Annotated in this window: 14 protein-coding genes; 5 read left to right on the top strand and 9 right to left on the bottom strand. The window is 62.6% G+C overall.

Features of this window, described 5'->3' with window-relative positions:
* Window positions 1-15: 15 nt before the first annotated feature.
* The 3 genes from V3587_RS11190 to V3587_RS11180 form a co-directional block, all read right to left on the bottom strand.
* Window positions 16-2,070 (bottom strand): neutral/alkaline ceramidase, encoded by a 2,055-nt coding sequence (locus tag V3587_RS11190; protein WP_283376543.1) that lies wholly within the window; start codon window positions 2,068-2,070, stop codon window positions 16-18.
* Between the two features lie 95 nt (window positions 2,071-2,165).
* Entirely contained in the window at window positions 2,166-2,894 is a 729-nt protein-coding gene (locus tag V3587_RS11185) for an acetoacetate decarboxylase family protein (RefSeq protein WP_283376544.1), read from the bottom strand.
* Complete coding sequence (locus V3587_RS11180; RefSeq protein ID WP_283376545.1) at window positions 2,891-3,751, bottom strand: SDR family oxidoreductase; 861 nt, start codon at window positions 3,749-3,751, stop codon at window positions 2,891-2,893. Before V3587_RS11180 ends, V3587_RS11185 begins: the two co-directional genes overlap by 4 nt.
* A gap of 139 nt (window positions 3,752-3,890) precedes the next feature.
* Between V3587_RS11180 and V3587_RS11175 the strand changes: the two genes are divergently transcribed.
* A complete protein-coding gene (locus V3587_RS11175) occupies window positions 3,891-5,096 on the top strand; it encodes a cytochrome P450 (RefSeq protein WP_283376546.1) in 1,206 nt (401 codons plus the stop codon).
* On the opposite strand, the gene V3587_RS11170 is transcribed toward V3587_RS11175, so the two are convergent.
* Together V3587_RS11170 and V3587_RS11165 are read right to left on the bottom strand one after the other, a co-directional pair.
* On the bottom strand, window positions 5,085-5,519 hold the full coding sequence (locus V3587_RS11170; RefSeq protein ID WP_283376547.1) for a cupin: 435 nt from the start codon (window positions 5,517-5,519) through the stop codon (window positions 5,085-5,087). The two genes, V3587_RS11175 and V3587_RS11170, sit on opposite strands and share 12 nt — an antisense overlap.
* A 507-nt stretch (window positions 5,520-6,026) precedes the next feature.
* Window positions 6,027-6,746 carry a FadR/GntR family transcriptional regulator gene (locus tag V3587_RS11165; protein ID WP_283376548.1) on the bottom strand — a complete coding sequence of 240 codons (720 nt, stop codon included), beginning with the start codon at window positions 6,744-6,746 and terminating at the stop codon, window positions 6,027-6,029.
* 305 nt (window positions 6,747-7,051) lie between these two features.
* On the opposite strand from V3587_RS11165, the gene V3587_RS11160 reads away from it, so the two are divergent.
* The 3 genes from V3587_RS11160 to V3587_RS11150 all read left to right on the top strand — a co-directional run bounded on the left by V3587_RS11160 (window position 7,052) and on the right by V3587_RS11150 (window position 10,889).
* Window positions 7,052-8,461 carry a peptide MFS transporter gene (locus V3587_RS11160; RefSeq protein ID WP_283376549.1) on the top strand — a complete coding sequence of 470 codons (1,410 nt, stop codon included), beginning with the start codon at window positions 7,052-7,054 and terminating at the stop codon, window positions 8,459-8,461.
* Window positions 8,462-8,553: 92 nt separating this feature from the next.
* Entirely contained in the window at window positions 8,554-10,143 is a 1,590-nt protein-coding gene (locus V3587_RS11155) for a gamma-glutamyltransferase family protein (RefSeq protein ID WP_283376550.1), read from the top strand.
* Entirely contained in the window at window positions 10,140-10,889 is a 750-nt protein-coding gene (locus V3587_RS11150) for a YoaK family protein (RefSeq protein WP_283376551.1), read from the top strand. Before V3587_RS11155 ends, V3587_RS11150 begins: the two co-directional genes overlap by 4 nt.
* Window positions 10,890-10,988: 99 nt before the next feature.
* On the opposite strand, the gene V3587_RS11145 is transcribed toward V3587_RS11150, so the two are convergent.
* The 4 genes from V3587_RS11145 to V3587_RS11130 all read right to left on the bottom strand — a co-directional run bounded on the left by V3587_RS11145 (window position 10,989) and on the right by V3587_RS11130 (window position 14,604).
* Complete coding sequence (locus tag V3587_RS11145) at window positions 10,989-12,071, bottom strand: ABC transporter substrate-binding protein (protein WP_283376552.1); 1,083 nt, start codon at window positions 12,069-12,071, stop codon at window positions 10,989-10,991.
* Window positions 12,072-12,149: 78 nt separating this feature from the next.
* Window positions 12,150-12,947: an ABC transporter permease gene (locus V3587_RS11140; RefSeq protein ID WP_283376553.1), complete on the bottom strand. Its 798-nt coding sequence runs from the start codon at window positions 12,945-12,947 to the stop codon at window positions 12,150-12,152.
* Window positions 12,944-13,774 carry an ABC transporter permease gene (locus V3587_RS11135; RefSeq protein WP_283376554.1) on the bottom strand — a complete coding sequence of 277 codons (831 nt, stop codon included), beginning with the start codon at window positions 13,772-13,774 and terminating at the stop codon, window positions 12,944-12,946. The genes V3587_RS11140 and V3587_RS11135 overlap by 4 nt, the downstream gene beginning before the upstream one ends.
* On the bottom strand, window positions 13,771-14,604 hold the full coding sequence (locus V3587_RS11130) for an ABC transporter ATP-binding protein (protein WP_283376555.1): 834 nt from the start codon (window positions 14,602-14,604) through the stop codon (window positions 13,771-13,773). Before V3587_RS11130 ends, V3587_RS11135 begins: the two co-directional genes overlap by 4 nt.
* Before the next feature lie 97 nt (window positions 14,605-14,701).
* On the opposite strand from V3587_RS11130, the gene recC reads away from it, so the two are divergent.
* Complete coding sequence (gene recC, locus V3587_RS11125; protein ID WP_283376556.1) at window positions 14,702-17,983, top strand: exodeoxyribonuclease V subunit gamma; 3,282 nt, start codon at window positions 14,702-14,704, stop codon at window positions 17,981-17,983.
* Window positions 17,984-17,985 lie beyond the last annotated feature (2 nt).

Genomic DNA, 17,985 nt, shown 5'->3' with positions numbered 1-17,985 from the left:
CAGCCACCGCGCGGGTCAGGTGAGTCGGAATTCGGCGGTCACCCCGGAGAAGGGCGTGATCGCGCCGGTACCCCGAGCCTTCGACGCACCGAAGTGTTGGACTCGATACGTACCCGCCGGAGTATCGGCCGGAACATCCCACGTGATGCGTACGACGGAACCGTTGCTCCCGACCCGGCGCCAGTGCAGTTTGGTGGACCAGTCGTTGTCGTCGGCCACGCGCGTCCAGGATCCGCCGGTATTGCGTTGGATCTCGTAGAAGGTCCCGTTTCGGTGAGTGTCGTTCTTGGGGTGGCCGGTGACGAACTCGACGGCAACCTGTCCGCCTGGTGTGCTGTCGCCTGGCTGGACGGTCGCATCGCCGAATTGTGTTCCCGGCAAAGGTTCGTCGAAGTCGACGCCAGGTCCGAAGCTGGGTTGGAACCCGGACAGGTCGGCCGGCGCGGGGCCGCGAGGAGGTTCGGTGCCGTCGCGCATCGCGGCTGCGAGAGCGGCGTACCCCTGCTGATAGGCAGGCAGTGTGTAACGGCCGAACATCGTCGAGCCGCCCTCGTACTGCTGCGAATCGTATTCCTGTGGGGTGGTGCAGTAGCTCGAGTACGAGTTCGCGTAGCCCTGGAAGATGACGTTCTCGAGGGGAACCCCAAGCTCGTCGGCGACGGTTCGACGCACTCGTAATCCGGAGACGATGGTGAATTCCGCAGGGCCCCCGACGATGTAGAACTGGCCGATCCGCAGGATCTGGATCTTCAGTACGTTCGGTACCCATCCGCCCGGTGGCAACAGGCCGACCGGAACGACTACGAGCTTGGGGGCCTGTGCATCCTGAAGCCATTGAGGCACAGGGGCATCCATGCCGCCCAAGGCGTCGATCATGGGGTTCCTGGTGCCCTCGGGGAAGATCGGAATTGCCGGTCCGTCCTCGACGCTTCCGGCGCTCATCGCCGCGCCGATCGCTGCCGGCGCGGTGCGATGCTCGCGCCCATCCGGAGTGAATCTCCCACTCACCACCTGATTTGCCATGTCCAGGTACATGATCCGACTGTCGACGCCACCGGTGACGGTTTCGGACGCCGCGTGGAAGGCAGTTTGAGCCGCCGCGACCTGGCGCAGTCCGATGATGCGTGCGTTCTCGAATTCGTCGTCGGTCGGTCCACGTCCGGGTTCGAGGAAGAGGTTGGGTGACATGTCGCCGCTGTTGGTCTGCGGAAATGCGGCGATGAAGCTGGTGTCGCCGTCGAGGTAGCGCACGCCCTGGTCGTCGTGCTCCCAGAAGTACGCCGCGGCGCCCTTGTTGTCGCCGGAGATGAGATGGTTCTCGTTCGTGAGCGAGGCGCAGTGGGTGGCGAACCAGTTGATCGCCCCGATGTCTTTGCTGCCCCGGCTGATTCGCATGACCCGCATGTGGTGATCGTTGCCGCCGGGGTAGTAGGCCTTGTCCTCTTCGGGATTGAGATCGAACGCCACTCGTGATCGGTTGACGCTCGCGTCGGTGAGATCGGACCGGCCGAAACGTACCGTGCCGGGCGCCAGGTTCTCGTGGGCAGCGCTGATCGCCTCGACCATGCCGTTGACCTCGGCTTCGAACACTTGCAATTCGAAGCCGAGAACTGCGAGGTTGTAGGCGTAGTTGTGCGAGGCCCCACCACATGCCGCGTGTGAATGGATGGCCGTCAACATGACGTTGCGTTCGGTGTAGATATCGCCGAATTTTCCGGCCAGCCGGCGCAGAACCTCGTCGTGCACGGACTGGAAGATCATGCAGTTGTCGACGCAGACGTAGACGACCCGCGACCCGCCGGACTCGAAGATGAAGGCGCGTGCGCGCATTCGCTGGTGCAGACCTTCGGCGCGTTGGTCGAAGCTCGAGTAGCCCATCATGCCGACTTCGGCGACCGGTCCGGTCACATCGGAGATCCCGACGCCCACCTGCAACGACGACGACTTGTCGGTACGTGCGGGTGAAACGGTGCGTGCCGGCGAAGCTGCGACGGCCTGGTTCGTCGACAGAGCGGCGAGCGCAGGTGCGGCGGCAGCGCCTGCCAGTACGGTGCGTCGGGTGATCTGCACGAGTGTCCTTTCGGGCGGTCTGACGCGAGTTGGTCAACCGTCCAGGAGTGTAGCCCGAGTCACACGTGACCGAAAGGGGTGCCGTCGGCTGACACTCAGATCGCTGTCGCCTCCCCGAACGTCATCGCCAGGTTCTTGATGGTCGTGGTCATCAAGGCCCGGCGGGGGAGTCCGAGTTTCCGAAGCTCCGCCGCCATCGGGTGACTGCCCAGCTGCACCTCGGCTCCACCAGGTCGCGATTTGACGCCGGTCGGCGCCATGTCCCACGACGTGCACCTGGTGACGCCGTCGAGATGTGAGTACGCGGTCAACGACATGTTGGCTCCGCCGCCCGGCACGCTGACGCCGGATTTCACACTCAACTGTGTGATGAGTTTGCCGTCGCGCGAGACGGATCCGCGCTTGACCGAGCCGACGTGCTCGGTGTCGAATTCGGCAAGCACCTTCGGGAATCCCCAGATTTCCCGGCCGGCGGCCTTGGTGAATTCGCCGTCCACCGGCAACTCGTGAATGAGCGCCCCCGCAGTTCCCGCAGCGAGTGAACGTAGATCTCCCAGCACCGAGGTTTCGGGAGGCGCAGTGTGGCTGCGCACCATGTACGTCACTCCGAATTCGTTGTACGGGCCCAGATCTCCGTCGATGTAGTCGACGAAAACCAACCCGCACAGCGCCCGACCGGGCCGGTACTGGAGCACCGTCAAGCCGGTGTAGTCGATGATCGACTGCGCGGTTGCGCTGGGTACCGAGTACAGCGCCATGAAGGCCGACGCGGTGCGAACTTCGACCGGCATCTCGACCTTCTTGCCCAGAATCGTGTAGCTCATGGCGCGACCACCCCGCGGAGTCCGTCGGAGCCGTAGACGGGTTCGAGCATCGAGCGGAAATCCGGTCCGCGGCGCAGCATTTGGCCTCCGTCGACGTTGATGATCTGCCCGGTGATCCAGGTGGATTGCGGTCCGAGGAGGAAGGAAGCGAGACCGGCGACGTCCTCGACTTCACCGACGCGTTCGAGTGGAGTGTTGGCCAGGTAGTCGTCGAGGATGGGGCCACCGTCGGTGATGAGCGCGACCAGATCCGTTCGGGTCAACCCCGGCCGAATCGCGTTGACACGAATGTTGCTGGCGCCCAGTTCGTCTGCCGCCAACCGCACCAGGTGGTCCACGCCGGACTTCGAGACGCCGTATGCGCCGAACCAGCGATGTGTGTTGCTGCTGGCGATCGACGAGATCGCGACGATGGATCCGCCGCCTCCTGCCACCAGTGCCCGGGCGCCGTGCTTGATCGTCAGCATGGTCCCTGTGACGTTGAGGTCGACGGTGCGGCGCCACGCGTCGACGTCGAGTTGCGTGACCGGGGCGATGGTTTCGTTCCCACCGGCGCAGGCCACCACTCCGTCGAGCTTTCCGGTGACGGAGACCGCCGCGGCGACAGCGGCGACGACGTCTGCCTCGATCGTGACGTCGGCGGAGGAGACGCCGACCGATCCTGCCGGATTCGACTGCCGGATCGATTCGGCAGCAGCATCCAGTTTCACTTTGTTGCGTCCGCAGATCGTCACGTGAGCGCCGGCCGCAACCAGCGAACGAGCGATGCCCAGGCCGATGCCACTACCGCCGCCGGTCACCAGTATCGATCTGCCGGTGAAAGTGGGTATGCCCGCTGAGGCGGTGTCGTCGTCCATGCGTGTCTCCTGGTCGTTGCTCCGGCGGGCGCGCGTGCTGCTTCTGGAGGTTTTCCGGTTCGGCTTCGGTGAAAACGCCCCACGCTATATAGGAACAGGTTCTACTTATTGAGGCAAGGGTTGTGCGAGAGGTGGAGTGATGGCTACCAGACCGACCGTCGATTTGATCGACGGACGCTTCTACAGCGGAGACCTCGGGAATGTGCGCGACGCGTACGCCTGGATGCGTGATCACGAGCCCGTGTACCGAGACGACGCCAACGGAATCACCGCGGCCGCGAGCTACGACGCCGTCGTCGCAGCCGAGCGGGATCCCGAACTGTTCTCCAACGCCGGTGGCATCCGCCCCGAAACGGGTCCGTTGCCGCAGATGATCGACATGGACGACCCGCAGCACCTCACGCGTCGACGCTTGGTCAACGCGGGTTTCACACGTAAGAAGGTCGAAGCCAAGGCCGTCCGTATCCGGGAGATCTGCGATCAACTGATCGACGCCGTCTGTGAGAAAGGAGAAGCCGACTTCGTCGCAGACTTGGCGGCACCGCTGCCTATGGCCGTCATCGGCGACATGTTGGGTGTCCGTCCGGAAGAACGCGCGTTGTTTTTGCGGTGGTCGGACGATCTGGTGAAAGCACTGGGAAGCAACGCTTCCCCGGAGCAGCTGCAAGCCATGATGACTGCGTATGTCGACTTCACCGCGTACATGATGCGAGCCATCGCCGAGCGGAGGAGCGAGCCGGCCGACGATTTGGTGAGCACGTTGATACACAGTGAGGTCGACGGTGAGGCTCTCTCCGATCAGGAAATCGTCAACGAGTCCCTACTGATTCTCATCGGCGGTGACGAGACCACGCGGCACGTCCTGAGCGGTGGCATGGAACAGCTGCTGCGTCATGCGGACCAGCATCGGGAACTGGTCGACGATCCCGATGCCATTCCTCTGGCGATGGAAGAGATGCTGCGGTGGTCGTCGCCGATCAAGAACATGGCTCGAACCCTGACACGTGATACCGATTTCTTCGGTGCGCAGCTGAAGGCAGGCGAGAAAATGCTGCTGCTCTTCGAGTCTGCAAATTTCGACGAATCCGTGTTCGTCAACGCCGAACAGTTCGATATCGGCCGCACACCGAACCCACACGTGGCCTTCGGCTTCGGAACTCACTTCTGTCTGGGCAATCAGCTGGCCAGGCTCGAGGGAAGAATCATGTTCGAGCAACTGTTCGCCAGGCTGCCGGACCTGGAACTTGCCACCGACGCGCCGTTGCCGCGGCGTGCCGCCAACTTCGTGTCCGGACTCGAATCGATGCCGGTGCGGTTTACCTCTTCTGCCCCGTCAGCCGGGTAGTTGGCAGTTGGGCGGCGCAGCATCCTCGGAGAGGGGGCTACCCGTCGGATTGACGTAAATGACCTCGAGCACCAATGGTGTTGTCTGAGAGTTGTTTCCGATGTGCACATGATCAGAACCGCTGGGTTCGATCAACGTATTTCCAGCGCTGTATATCCCGTCGACGGAGCAATCGGATCGGTAGTGGCTCAGCGTGCCCTGCGCGATCAGTGCGTAGAGCGTCCCGTCGTGGAAGTGCCAACCGGTGGAACCACCGGGGTCGATGGTGATCTGGCGCAGGATGTAATCCTTGCCGTCGAAAGTCGCCTGCCCGAGGATTTCACCGTGCACCCCTGTGCTCGGTGTTGCCGACGCATTGATCGGCGTCAGAGACAGCCCGATCGCTGCGGACACTGCAAGCAGAACCTGATGGCGTTTACGCATGAGCGGCCCTCCCAGACGGATGTGCTCCTGAGTGTCCTCCGTCGATGCCCGGTTTATCCCAGTTTTCGTGGATCCAGCACGGTGAAGGTAGAGGTGTGTCTCCTAGGGGCGGTTACGCTCGAGCCATGCAGCGAGTCGCGACGAGGCGCCGGAGCCAGCCGCCGCCTGCGCGCAGATCGTCAGGGCTGAAGAACCGGAGCTGGTGATCTGGTCGTCGATCTGGCCGGATCGCCCCGACGCCGTCATCCGATTCGATATCGAGGCGCTCAGGTTCACTTTCGGCCAGTAGCGCCAGGCGCTGTGGCGGTATGACCAACAGGAGCGGTTTCGAGACGAAAGCAATGGGGTCGGATTAGACGTGGATGACGGTTGGCTGTTCGTATTCAGCCAAATCGCAAGCGACGGAACAGCTTCTACCGCCCTGCCATCGCCCACTGTCCGCTGTGTGATCTAGATGCCGAACAGGCACGGCCAGTGCAGTGAAACTGAGATTCACGGGCGCGTCACTCAGCCTGCAAGTGGTTCGATCGTCCGGAGGACGTCTACAAGGTGGTCTTGCATGGCCTTCCTGGCGCGTGCGGGATCTCGGTCCACGATGGCGTGGAAAATTTTCCGATGCGCATTTACTGATTGCTGCATGCGTTGCTCGGTTTGGAACATGGTTTGCCGTGACGGCGCCATCCATTCGTTTGTCTCGTTCACGAGCTTCCGGAGCATGGGGTTGTGGGCCAATCTGGCGATTGCGAGGTGGAACTGAACGTCGCAGACCTGGAGTACCTGCAGTGAGGGCGGTGTCCGTGAGAGTTCGCGTTCGGAGGTTTCCAGGGGCTCACGTAGTACTTCGATTTCGGACGGTCGATGGCGCACCGCCGCGCGTTCGGCGATCGGCGGCTCGACGACGGACCGAAGATCCATTACTTCGCGAACCGTTCTCTGATCGCTACTCATCACGCCGAAAATGCTGCCCTCGGCGAGCGCCCGCATTTCCACGGGGGCGACGATCCGCCCCGCCCGCGGCTTCCGCGTTACGTAGCCACGCAGCTCCAGGTCTTGTAGCGCGTGGCGTATCGAGTTCCGTGAGGCGCCGAGCATAGTCATCAGCTCCCGTTCGCTGGGAAGTTTAGATCCCGGTCCAACTCGGCCACTGTCGATCAGTTGGGCGATACGCCCGCTCAGGCGTTCGGGCACCGAAGCGCCGGTGATATCGATCTCGGACCATGCTGTCACTTCGACCCGCCTCTCCGTCTGGTCCCACCAAAATACCAGTGGTGCTGCGTTTCTCCAGGTTATTGATGATAGAGCCGATAAATCTCCTCATTCTCCTTGACTATCTGGTCCTACCAGTCCTTATGATCTGAATCACTCGCGAGCGGCGGAGCTGCCTACAAACTATCGCCCCCGCTGAGTCCGCCACCCGATCGCAGTGCCGGCGCGGCAGGACATAGTTATGGAAAGGGACAACGATGACGATGGACGAAGCAGTCCAGATACCAGTCGCTCCGGAGAGTTCGACAGCTCCTAAATCGACGCTTATGTCCCACCCCCGCAGTTTGGTCACCCTGGCCGGAACCGAGCTGTGGGAAAGATTCAGTTTTTACGGGTTGCAGGTGATTCTTGCTTATTACCTCTACTACTCGCTCACTGACGGCGGGCTTGGTCTCGATGTCAATGTGGCTGTCGGCGTAGCCGGTTCCTACGGCGGTGCGATCTACGTGTCACAGATGGTGGGTGCCTGGATCGCTGACCGATTGGTAGCCCCGCGGACCGTCGTTCTCTACTCGGCCGTCTTGATCCTTCTCGGCCACCTCGTCCTGGCACTGGTTCCAGCGGTCGCCGGGGTGGCAGCGGGGTTGATCCTCATCGTGGCCGGTACCGGCGGGCTGAAAGTAAACGTGACCGCCATGGTCGGCATGCTGTACGCGGACGACGACCAACGGCGTGACGCCGGGTATTCGCTCTATTACATGGGCATTTCGCTAGGTGCGTTCCTCGGGCCAGTGCTGACCGGGGTGTTGCAGAGTTCCGTAGGCTTCCACCTCGCCTTCGGTGCAGCGGCGGTCGGAATGTTGTGCGGACTGGCTCAGTACCTTGCCGGCTACGGGAGATTGCCGGCCGCAACGCGAACGGTTCCGAACCCACTGCCACGCTCTCGCTGGGCGATGGCCGTAGCACTGGCAGTTGCTCCTGCGGCCGCGATCGCGGTGGCCGTGTTCAGCGGGGCCCTGAACCTGGACAACATCAGCACAGTCTTGACGGTCGTCATCGTCATCGCCAGTCTCGCCTATTTCGCGAAGCTGCCTTCGTCCCGGAAGACCGAAGACGTGGAACGTGGACGAATCGTCGCCTACATTCCGATGTTTCTGAGCAGTCTGCTGTTCTGGACTTTGCTGTTTCAGCTGTTCACCACGCTGGCCGTGTATGTGGATACTCGAGTTGACCTGACTGTGGGATCGGTAACGATGCCCGCTGCGTTGATCATCACCCTCGAGGGTTTGTTCGCGACCGTACTCGCGCCGCTCTACGCGCTGTCGTGGACCAAGCTCGGTGACCGGCAGCCCAACCCCGGCGCAAAGGTGTTCGGGGGGATCGCCCTACTTGCCGCCGCGATGGCAGTTTTCGCCGTGCTGGCCGGATCTACCGGGGCGACGAACTCGGTGATCGTCGTTCTCGTTGCGATGTTCCTGTTCGCAGCGGGAGAGATCGCGGTCGTTCCCTCGGTACTGTCGGCCACCGCGCAGCTGGCTCCGCGGGCGCACAAGGCGGAGATGACGGCGCTGTACTTTCTCACCATGGCCGGAGGATCGACTCTCGCCGGCCTGCTCGCCCAAACGTACGACCCGGCAACCGAATTCGTCTTCTTCAGTGTGACCGCGCTCGTATCTGTCCTCGTCGCGGCTGCTCTCTACGGCGGTTATCGAATTGCGATTGCACGGGTGCACTGACCTTTCCCTCGCACCTGCCGTCGGCAAGTACCGCGCATAAATTGCTGTTCCACCCCGGCCCGAGCCGGGGATCTAAACCAGGAGATGACAAAATGTCCGATCGTCCAAGTGGTACTCACCACGTTGCAATCGCCGCACCCCACGGCGCCGCAATCGATGCTGCTCGCACCGTTCTCGAAGCGGGTGGCAACGCCGTCGACGCGGCGGTGGCCGCCGCTGCCGCGCTGACCGTGGTGTACCCACACATGTGCAGCGTCGGCGGTGACGTGATCGCGGTCCTGCGCCGCCCGGACGGTACACAGATCTGCATCAACGCCTCAGGTGCATACGGCTCCGGATCCCCGGTCACCGAATTGTTCGAGTCGATGACATCGATGCCGATCAGCGGTCCACTGACGGTGTCGGTGCCGGGCGCGGTATCCGGATGGACGGCGCTTCTCGATACGGGTGGCTCTCTGCCCGCATCCACGGTGTTGGCACCGGCGATCAAGCTGGCAGAAGAGGGCGTCCCGGTCAGTCCCGGTCTCGCGGAGTCCATCGAGATCGAGCGTGAAAGTCTATGGGCCGATCCGGGAATGCGCGCGAAGTTCTTCCTCGACGATGGACGTCCTGTCCCGGCAGGCCACTTGCTGTTGCAACCCGAACTGGCTCGCACGCTGCGCGATCTGGCCCAGGACGGGCTCGATTCGTTTTACCGCGGCCGCACCGCCGCCCGCGTGGCATCCGGGCTGCAGAAACTGGGCGTACCCGTTACCCGCGACGACCTGTACCGGCACCACCCCACCATCGAACCACCCTTGGTTAGAGACTTCGCGGGATTCTCCGTGTCCACCGCGCCGCCGAACTCGCAGGGCTACACCCTGCTGCGGTCTCTCGGTGCCGCCTTGGTCGGCAGCCCGAGCCCGACTTCGATCGATGCCGGAGTGCTCGCCGAAATCTTCTACGACTCCGACGAACACCGAGACACTTACCTGGCCGACCCGCGCCACGCACACGTCGATATCGACGAACTGCTCACCGTGAGCAGTGACACGGCGGCGTTCGCCCAGGCCGCTGCACGGCTTGCAGGGGCACCCCGCTTGGTCTCAGCGGCAACTCCGCGCCCCGGCGGCGACACTGTGGGAATCGCGGCTGTCTCGCGCGATGGCACCGCCGTGTCGCTGATCCAGTCGGTATTCCATTCTTTCGGCTCGCAACTGCTCGAACCTGATACCGGGCTGGTGCTGCACAATCGCGCCGCATTCTTCACTCTCGACACCAACTCACCCAATCACGTCGAGGTGGGTAAACGACCCGCGCACACCCTCGTACCGGTCATAGCGACCTTTGACGACGGCACCGTCGCCGCACACGGAACCATGGGAGGGAAAGCGCAATCGCAGATCCACACCCAACTGATTCTGCGTGCGTTGAGTGGACTGAGCGCGCAGGCAACGGTGTCGGCGCCTCGGTTCATCGTCGGCGGCCTAGAGGCAGGCACAACCAACGACAAGGTGCTCATCGAGCCCACTCTCGAACAGACTGCGGTCGAACAGATCAACCGGTCCACACTCACCGTCACCACGGGGCACAAACTCGACAGCAATGCCGGGCACTCCATGGTTGCCCGCGTGACCGCCGACGGCGCCCTGGACGCCGGGGCCGATCCGCGCAGCGACGGGGCAGCGCTGGTGTTCGAGTGAGTATTACCGATACGACCACCTCCAGCACCGATCCGAACGACTCGGCGTCGCTCCCGATCGGCCGGACTGCTTGGACGGTCTCACATCAGTATTTGCAGCTGTGGCTCATGATGGTGCTGACGTTCGTGACCGGGCTGCTCGACGCAGTCGGCTACCTCGGGTTGGACCGGATTTTCACCGGCAATATGACCGGCAACATCGTGATCCTCGGAATGGGCGTCGCGGGCGAGGACAGCCTGCCAGTCGTGGGTCCACTGTTGGCGTTGGCTGCTTTCATGCTGGGGGCTGCGCTCAGCGGCGTTGTTCTGCGTCGATGCTCACCGGGGTGGAGTTCGCCGGTCACCATGGTGCTCAGTGTCGGCGTTGTGGTGTTGGTGGCGGCCGGCACCGCCCTGCTCGTCTTCCCGGTCGAGGGCAACTCGACACTCGGAGTCGCCATTGCTTGCATCATCGCCGTGCAAATGGGGGCTCAAGCCTGCACCGCGCGATTCCTGGCGGTGAAGGACATGACCACCGTCGTCGTCACCTCGACGATCACTGCGCTGGCGGGCGAATCATTCCTCCACAAAGGATTTGCCCGTCTGGTCAACCGCAGGTTGTGGGCAGTCCTTTTGATCTTCGCCGGCGCTGTCACGGGGGCTCTGTTGATGAAGACACACATCGCCGTCCCGGTCTACCTCGCGGCAATGCTCACTGCCGCCACCGTCATCATCGGGCATCTCCGGTGGCAGCATGCCTCCGGATGAAACGCGAGGTCTCCGTCACGGTTCGACCTCGACGCCGACGGGAGCGGGCGCACCCGCAGGCCGACTCCCTCGGACACGCATCTGAACTGACCGGCACCGTCAGATGAGATCTGGATTCTCGGCGTACACCTCTTCGAGGATCGACATGTCGAACAGTTGATCCGCCGTGATCTCCAGTCCCGCTTTCGACAGCGCTGCGATGTTCTGTTCGATCAGTTGGGGTGTCATCGTGAACAACCCGTTCGCTTTGGTATCTGCCGACACCACAAGATCGTTCTGTGCGGTGGCTTCCTTGATCTGTTCGTCGAGTTCCAGGTTCTGGTCCTTGCCGTAGACCTCGACGGCGAGCCGTGCCGACTCTGCCGGATCGGCGACCGCATCCTTCCAGCCCTGGATCTCGGCCTTCAGGAATGCCTTGAGCTTGTCCCTCTCGTTGTCGATGGTGGACTGGAGAACCGTGAACGATTCGGCGACCAACGGCAGGTTGTAGTCCGCGAAGAGGAAGTGGGCGTTGGGGAAACCTTTAGCGGCCAGCGTGATCGGCTCGTTGGTGACGTAGGAGACCCAACCGTCCACCTCGCCGTTCGCCAAGGGGCTCGGATCGAACTGCGCGGGCACGATCGTCATCTGGCTTTCGGTCAGGCCGTTTGCTGCCAGGAGAGCTCCGAAGACGAGCTGATTGGAATCCTGGACGCCGATCTTCTTGCCGATCATGTCCTGCGGCGAGTTGATCGGTGCCGCAGCAGAACTGACAATTGCAAACGGGTTCTTCTGGAATGTCGCACCGACGATCTTTGCGTCCAGCCCGTCGAGCACAGCGGGGGCTGTGAGCTGCGGTGCGGACATTCCGATCCAGACCTTGCCGGTGTCCAAGCCGGCTTCGACGCCGGTACCGGCTGCGCCACCTGCCACCAGGTCGACATTTCCGAACCCGGCCTCCTTGTAGTAGCCCTTGTCGAGAGCGAAGTACTCGCCGGCGAACTCGATGTTCTTGATCCAGGACAACTGCACTGCAACTGTTCCGAATTCGGAACCGTCGTCCGAGGTTCTGCCACTCGAACTGCTGGAGTCACTGCTACACGCGAGCAATGACGCGCTACCGGCGACTGCGATGCCGGTCAGCGCGGAGTATCGGAAGAAGGCCCTGCGGTCCAGCTGGCGGACGGGCTTGAATGGCGTCATGAATCGGAACACTAGGGCCAGTCGGTTTCGTTCAGTTTGCTTGGGAGACAGAGTTTGTTGAGGTCGTGTTAACAGATGTCACGACTTGCCGGCAGAAGGCCCGAAACGAGACAGGGCGATGTTTTCGAAGATTCCGACCACGGCGTAGAGGATGATCGACACCACGGTGATCACCACGATAGATGCCCACAGTTCGTTGTACTGATAGCGCGGAATGGCTTTGATCATGCTCGAACCCAAGCCTTGACCGCTACCGAGCCATTCGCCGATCAGTGCTCCGATCAAAGCGCCGGGCACTGACACCCTAGCGGCGGCGAACACCGCCGGAAGTGCGGACGGTACGGACACCATTCGCAATGCGGTCCAACGACTCCCGCCGTACGCAGCTATGAGATCTTGCGCCTGAACTGGAGCGGCACGTAGACCGACCATGATCATGACCAGCGCCGGGAAGAACACCACTATCGCAACCATGACCGTCACACCCACGATTCCGCGGCCGAATATCAGGACGATGATCGGGGTCATCGCAACGAGAGGAACAGATCGTAGAAGCATTGCAACGGGCATGAAAGTCTGTTCGACAGTGCGGGAAACGACGAAGATCGATGCCACCATGAGCGCGGCAGTCATTCCGACGGCAAAGCCGACACCGGCGTCGCGCAGAGTGATGAACAGATTGTCGATGATGCCCGAACGAGCGTCAGCAGATTTAGGGCCGGAGAACAAATACTCCCAGACGTCGGCCGGCGTCTTTCCCACACGCGGACCCACCTGGGGGAAGGCATTGAGGAAGACCGCCCAGATGACAAGCAACAGGGCCGAGGCGATGGCAATCGGAGCGAGGAATCTCAATGTTCCTCGGACCGCGGTCATTTCCGTGCTCCCGGAGCGCTTGTCCACGGGGTGACGAGCCGGGCGATCGCTGCGACGACGGCATATCCCAGGCCGGCGAGCAAGGCGGCGGCGATGGCCATTCCCCACGTTCGCGGGACGTTGTACGACGTCTGAGCGGCTGTGAGTGCGACGCCGATCCCGCTGTCCACCCCGCCGAGATACTCACCGAGGATAGCGCCGAGTACAGCGGAAGGTGCGGCAATCTTGAGAGCGGCAAAGGTACTCGGAAGTGCGCTCACCAGTTGAACTTTGGTGAACTTCTGCCAACGCCCACCGCTGTAGGCGGCGACGAGATCGAGGCTCGTCTTGTCTGCCGATCTCAGGCCTGCGAGTGTGCCGACCATCGTGGTGAAGAAGCAGTACATCGCGGCGAGGAAGATTGTGGGGGTCCGGCCGCCGAAGACGACCAGGATGATCGGGCCGAGCGCCAACAGCGGTGTGCAGTAACTCAGGATCGCCAATTGTGTGGCCAATCCCTCGATAGGCGGAATGAGAACGACCAGCACGGCAAGCGTGATCGCCAGCAGATTTCCCCAGATAAAGCCCTGCAGCGCACCGGAAGCCGTGACGGTGAAATTGGGTCCGTACAGTGACCAGCCGTCGTCGAACATCGTCGACACAACCACCCACGGCGTCGGAATCGTGCCTCCCGCAACACCGGCCGCCGCGAGAATCCACCAGAGTGCGATCAGTCCGCAGATACCGACTGCACCGCCGAACCACGTCGGACGCTTCAATCGGATCCGGCGCGGCGCTGATGGCTGCGCCGCCGCGGTCGCGACGTTCTCGATATCGGTAATGGTCATGCGACGCCTGCTTTTCCGAAGAGCAGGCCGGAGAGGTAGCCGTGGATCTCGTGGAACTCAGGTGTCCGCATCATCTCGGGTGTCCGTGGGCGCGGCAGGTCGATCGGCACGACTTCGAGGACGCGTCCGGGCCGCGGCGTCATGACGGCGACGACGTCGGAGAGGAACACAGCCTCGGCGATACCGTGCGTCACCATCAATGTGGTCGCCGGTTTCTCGGTCCAGATTCTGAGCAATTCGATGTTGAGCCGTTGCCTGGTCATATCGTCCAGTGCGCCGAAAGGCTCGTCGAGTAGCAGGACACTCGGCTTGACCACGAGCGATCGTGCGATCGACACACGCTGACGCATACCGCCGGACAATTGGGCGGGCTTGGCTTTCTCGAATCCTTCGAGGCCGACGAGCGCGATCAGATCGGCTATCAGCTCGGGGTCGGGATCGATGCCGGCAACCTGCAGCGGCAGTTTGATGTTGGAGGCCACTGTTCGCCACGGCAGCAAAGCCGAATCCTGGAAGGCGATTCCGAGTTCGCGGCGCTTGCGTAACTCGGCGGGCGACTGTCCGTTGACAAGTGCTGTTCCCGACGTCGGAGTATCGAGGCCGGCAAGGATGCGGAGAACGGTGGACTTCCCGCATCCGGACGGCCCGAGCAGAGACAGAAAGGAGCCTTCGCTGGTTTGAAGGGACACGTCGGTCAGCGCGGTCACCGACCGACGACCCATCTCGAAGGTCTTGCCGAGGCCGGAGATGTCGAGACCGGTTCCAGCGGGGCGAGGTGTGGTGACGGGACTGGTCATTCCCGCACAGTACGAACGTCCGGTTGCGGTCATGTTGCCTGCGCGTCACCGCTGCGTGAGGCTGGTTCGGCGTCTCCTGTCACAGCGCCGTGGTGAGATGGACGTTTGGACGGAGTGAGGGGAGCGAAGATTGCTGAAGTTGTACCGGGCCGAGCGTTCGGACACCTTGGTCTCGGCGTTGGCCAAGCTCCTCCGTACACCGCTGTCGGATCCCTTCGCCCGAGAAACTGTTGCGGTGCCGGCCAAGGGCGTCGAGCGTTGGCTCAATCAGCGGCTGTCCTCCCAGCTAGGCACGTCCGGGCCGTCAGCAGTGGACGGAATTTCTGCGAACATCGCGTTTCCTTCACCCGCGCGCCTGGTCGCGGAGTCCGTGGCCGCGGTCAGTGGAATCACGGCTGACGACGACCCATGGTCGCCGACGCGATTGGTGTGGACGGTTCTCGATGTGATCGACGAGTCCCTCGGCGAGCCCTGGTGCGGAGTCCTGGCGAAGCATCTCGAAGGACATCGTGAAGGTCGACGGTTTGCCTCCGCTACGCACGTCACCGAACTCTTCCGCAGTTACGCCGCGCAACGCCCACAGATGCTGATCGACTGGGCCGCCGGGCGGTTGACCGACGGACACGGATCGGCACTGTCGGAGGATTTCGAATGGCAGGCACGCCTGTGGTGCATCGTCGCGGACAAGATCGACGTTCCGGGGCCGGCAGAGCGACTGGGGCACGTGAGCAGCGCGCTGGTCGAGGACCCGGCCTTGGTCGACCTGCCGGAACGTCTGTCGGTCTTCGGGCCGACACGGCTGCCGGTCGATCAGCGAATGATCTTGAGCGCACTCAGCGCGAATCGGGACGTGCACATCTGGCTTCCGCACCCCAGCCCCGCGCTGTGGGCCACGATGAGCTCGCGCATGCAACCTCGAAGCGAGAGCACCATCCGACGTTCGGAAGACGGGTCGGCGCTGATATCCGCCAATCCGTTGCTGTCGAGCCTCGCTCGCGACGTTCGTGAACTTCAGATCAGCCTCGGTGCCGTCGAGTTCGAGACGGTGCATCTTCCCGAACCAGCCGGCCCGAAATCCCTCCTGGCGACGGTCAAAGCCGATGTCATCGCCGATCGTGCTCCCAGCGTTTCAGCGGAACCCGATGGGACAGTACAGGTTCACGCGTGCCACGGGCCGGCACGGCAGGTCGAGGTGCTCCGCGAATGTCTGCTCCGATTGTTCGAGGACGACCCGACATTGCAGCCGCGCGACGTACTCGTGATGTGCCCGGACGTCGAAACGTATGCACCCTTGGTTCGTGCAGCGTTCGGGCAAGGAGTCCATGGCCACCCCGGGCATCTTCTTCGAGTAAGGCTGGCAGACCGCGGATTACGTCAGACCAATCCTGTCCTGGCTGTTCTCGGCTCTCTTCTCGACCTGGCCGACGGCCGGGCCACAGCCAGTGAGGTTCTCGACCTTGCCGCGACCGAGCCTGTCCGCACACGTTTTTCGTGGGGCGACGACGAGTTGGAAAGACTGCGGGAATGGACGACGGAAGCGGGTGCTCGCTGGGGAATCGGTAGTCGGCAGCGTGCAACATTCGGTCTCGACGCATTTCCGCAGAACACCTTCAACACCGCCATGGACCGAATCTTGTTGGGGGTCAGCGCGGACGAATCGGAAAATGCCTGGTTGGATCTCGCGCTGCCACTCGATGACGTGGACGGCACCGACATCGACCTGAGTGGACGTTTCGCAGAGTTCGTCGATCGCCTGGCCGTCTCGCTTCGCGATCTTGCCGGCCCACATTCGCCCGCCGAATGGCTTCGTGTGCTGATGCGGGCCCTGGATCTGCTGACCGACACAGCGCCCGCTGATTCGTGGCAGAGCGCAGGGGCTCACCGCGAACTGGCAGCTGCTGTCGAATTCGGCGGAGAGACGGTGTTACGTCTGGCTGATGTTCGCGCGATGCTCTCGCGAAGCCTCGCGGGCAGACCTACGCGCGCCAACTTCCGAACCGGCGAACTGACGGTGTGCACGATGGTTCCGATGCGTTCGGTGCCGCATCGCGTGGTCGTGCTGATCGGGCTCGACGACGAGGTGTTCCCTCGAACCGGTGGAGTCGACGGCGACGACATCTTGTCCCGTGATCCCGTTGTGGGGGAGCGTGATCTGCGCAGTGAAGACCGGCAACTGCTTCTCGACGCCGTGATGTCTGCGGGTGAGCATCTGATCTTGTTGTATACCGGTGCCGATCCGGTCACCGGTGTCGTCAGACCGCCGGCGATCCCCCTCAGTGGCCTCCTCGACGTACTCAGTGCGACGGTGGGTCCGGAAGCGATCAACGGAGTGCTGACACGACATCCGTTGCAGTCGTTCGACAATCGAAACTTCTCGCCGGATCAGCCGTTCAGCTTCGACACGGCAGCGCTGGCCGGTGCGAGGGCTGCCTCCGGAACACCGGTCGAATTGCCGACAGTTCTGTCGGCCGAGCTACCAGAGGTGCATCCGAAGGAAGTGAACCTCGCCGACCTGGTGAGCTTCCTCGTACATCCCGCGCGTGGTTTTCTGCGCCAACGCCTCGGCGTCCGGGTACCGGAACTCGACGACGACATCGCGGATTCGCTGGCAACCGAGCTCGATCCACTGTCCACCTGGGCTCTGGGTGATCGAATGCTTCTCTCGCGCTTGGCTGGTCGGAACTCTGCAGATTTCCGTGCAGCGGAGTGGCGCCGCGGTACTTTGCCGCCTTACAACCTGGGCGCCACGGTTCTGGGCAACGTCGAATGGGTGGTAGATCAGATTGCCGGACTTGCCTTGCCGCACTTCGACGGCGACTCCGAAGCCGTCGACGTGGACATCGACCTCGGTGACGGGCATCGTCTCACCGGAACGGTAACCGGGGTGCACGGCAATTCAGTGGTGCGGGCGTCGTATTCCTCACTGGCGCCTAAACATCGGATGACGGCCTGGATCAACCTGCTCGCTCTGAAAGCGCACGGACGACCCGGAGCGCTCGATGCAGTCTCCATCGGACGGGGTCGGGGAAAGATCGCAGCGGCACGGTCGGTGCTCGATGCGCCAGTCAATGCGATCGAGATCCTGCAGCAATTGGTGGACCTACGGGAGCGGGGACTGCATCGCCCGCTGCCGATGTGGGCCGCTACCTCAGCCGAATACGCGCGCCGACGCTTTGGCGGTGAATCGGTCGACGATGCGACAAACGGTGCGGACACCCAGTGGACCGGGCAGTACGGCGAGATGATCGATCCAAGCAACGCTTATGTTTTCGGAGAAGCTCGAACACTTGCGGAGCTTTCCGCGGACCCGCCGTCGGACGACGAGTTCGTCTGGGCCGAGGAACCGACTCGGTTCGGAGTTCTCGCCCGACGGCTGTGGGATCCGTTGCTGACCAACGAAAGAGCGGAGTAACC

Origin of the sequence: Rhodococcus sp. IEGM 1306 (assembly GCF_036541985.1) — a bacterium.
Lineage (GTDB): Bacteria > Actinomycetota > Actinomycetes > Mycobacteriales > Mycobacteriaceae > Rhodococcus_F > Rhodococcus_F qingshengii.
The sequence above is the reverse complement of the archived record's forward strand: the minus strand, read 5'-3'. Positions and strand labels throughout refer to the sequence as shown.

Excerpts from the sequence above, each read along its gene's own strand:
- V3587_RS11185 (WP_283376544.1), bottom strand. The coding sequence starts at position 2,894 with ATGAGCTACACGATTCTGGGCAAGAAGGTCGAGATGCCGGTCGAAGTT.
- V3587_RS11180 (WP_283376545.1), bottom strand. The coding sequence starts at position 3,751 with ATGGACGACGACACCGCCTCAGCGGGCATACCCACTTTCACCGGCAGA.
- V3587_RS11175 (WP_283376546.1), top strand. The coding sequence starts at position 3,891 with ATGGCTACCAGACCGACCGTCGATTTGATCGACGGACGCTTCTACAGC.
- V3587_RS11170 (WP_283376547.1), bottom strand. The coding sequence starts at position 5,519 with ATGCGTAAACGCCATCAGGTTCTGCTTGCAGTGTCCGCAGCGATCGGG.
- V3587_RS11160 (WP_283376549.1), top strand. The coding sequence starts at position 7,052 with ATGTCCCACCCCCGCAGTTTGGTCACCCTGGCCGGAACCGAGCTGTGG.
- V3587_RS11155 (WP_283376550.1), top strand. The coding sequence starts at position 8,554 with ATGTCCGATCGTCCAAGTGGTACTCACCACGTTGCAATCGCCGCACCC.
- V3587_RS11145 (WP_283376552.1), bottom strand. The coding sequence starts at position 12,071 with ATGACGCCATTCAAGCCCGTCCGCCAGCTGGACCGCAGGGCCTTCTTC.
- V3587_RS11140 (WP_283376553.1), bottom strand. The coding sequence starts at position 12,947 with ATGACCGCGGTCCGAGGAACATTGAGATTCCTCGCTCCGATTGCCATC.
- V3587_RS11135 (WP_283376554.1), bottom strand. The coding sequence starts at position 13,774 with ATGACCATTACCGATATCGAGAACGTCGCGACCGCGGCGGCGCAGCCA.
- V3587_RS11130 (WP_283376555.1), bottom strand. The coding sequence starts at position 14,604 with ATGACCGCAACCGGACGTTCGTACTGTGCGGGAATGACCAGTCCCGTC.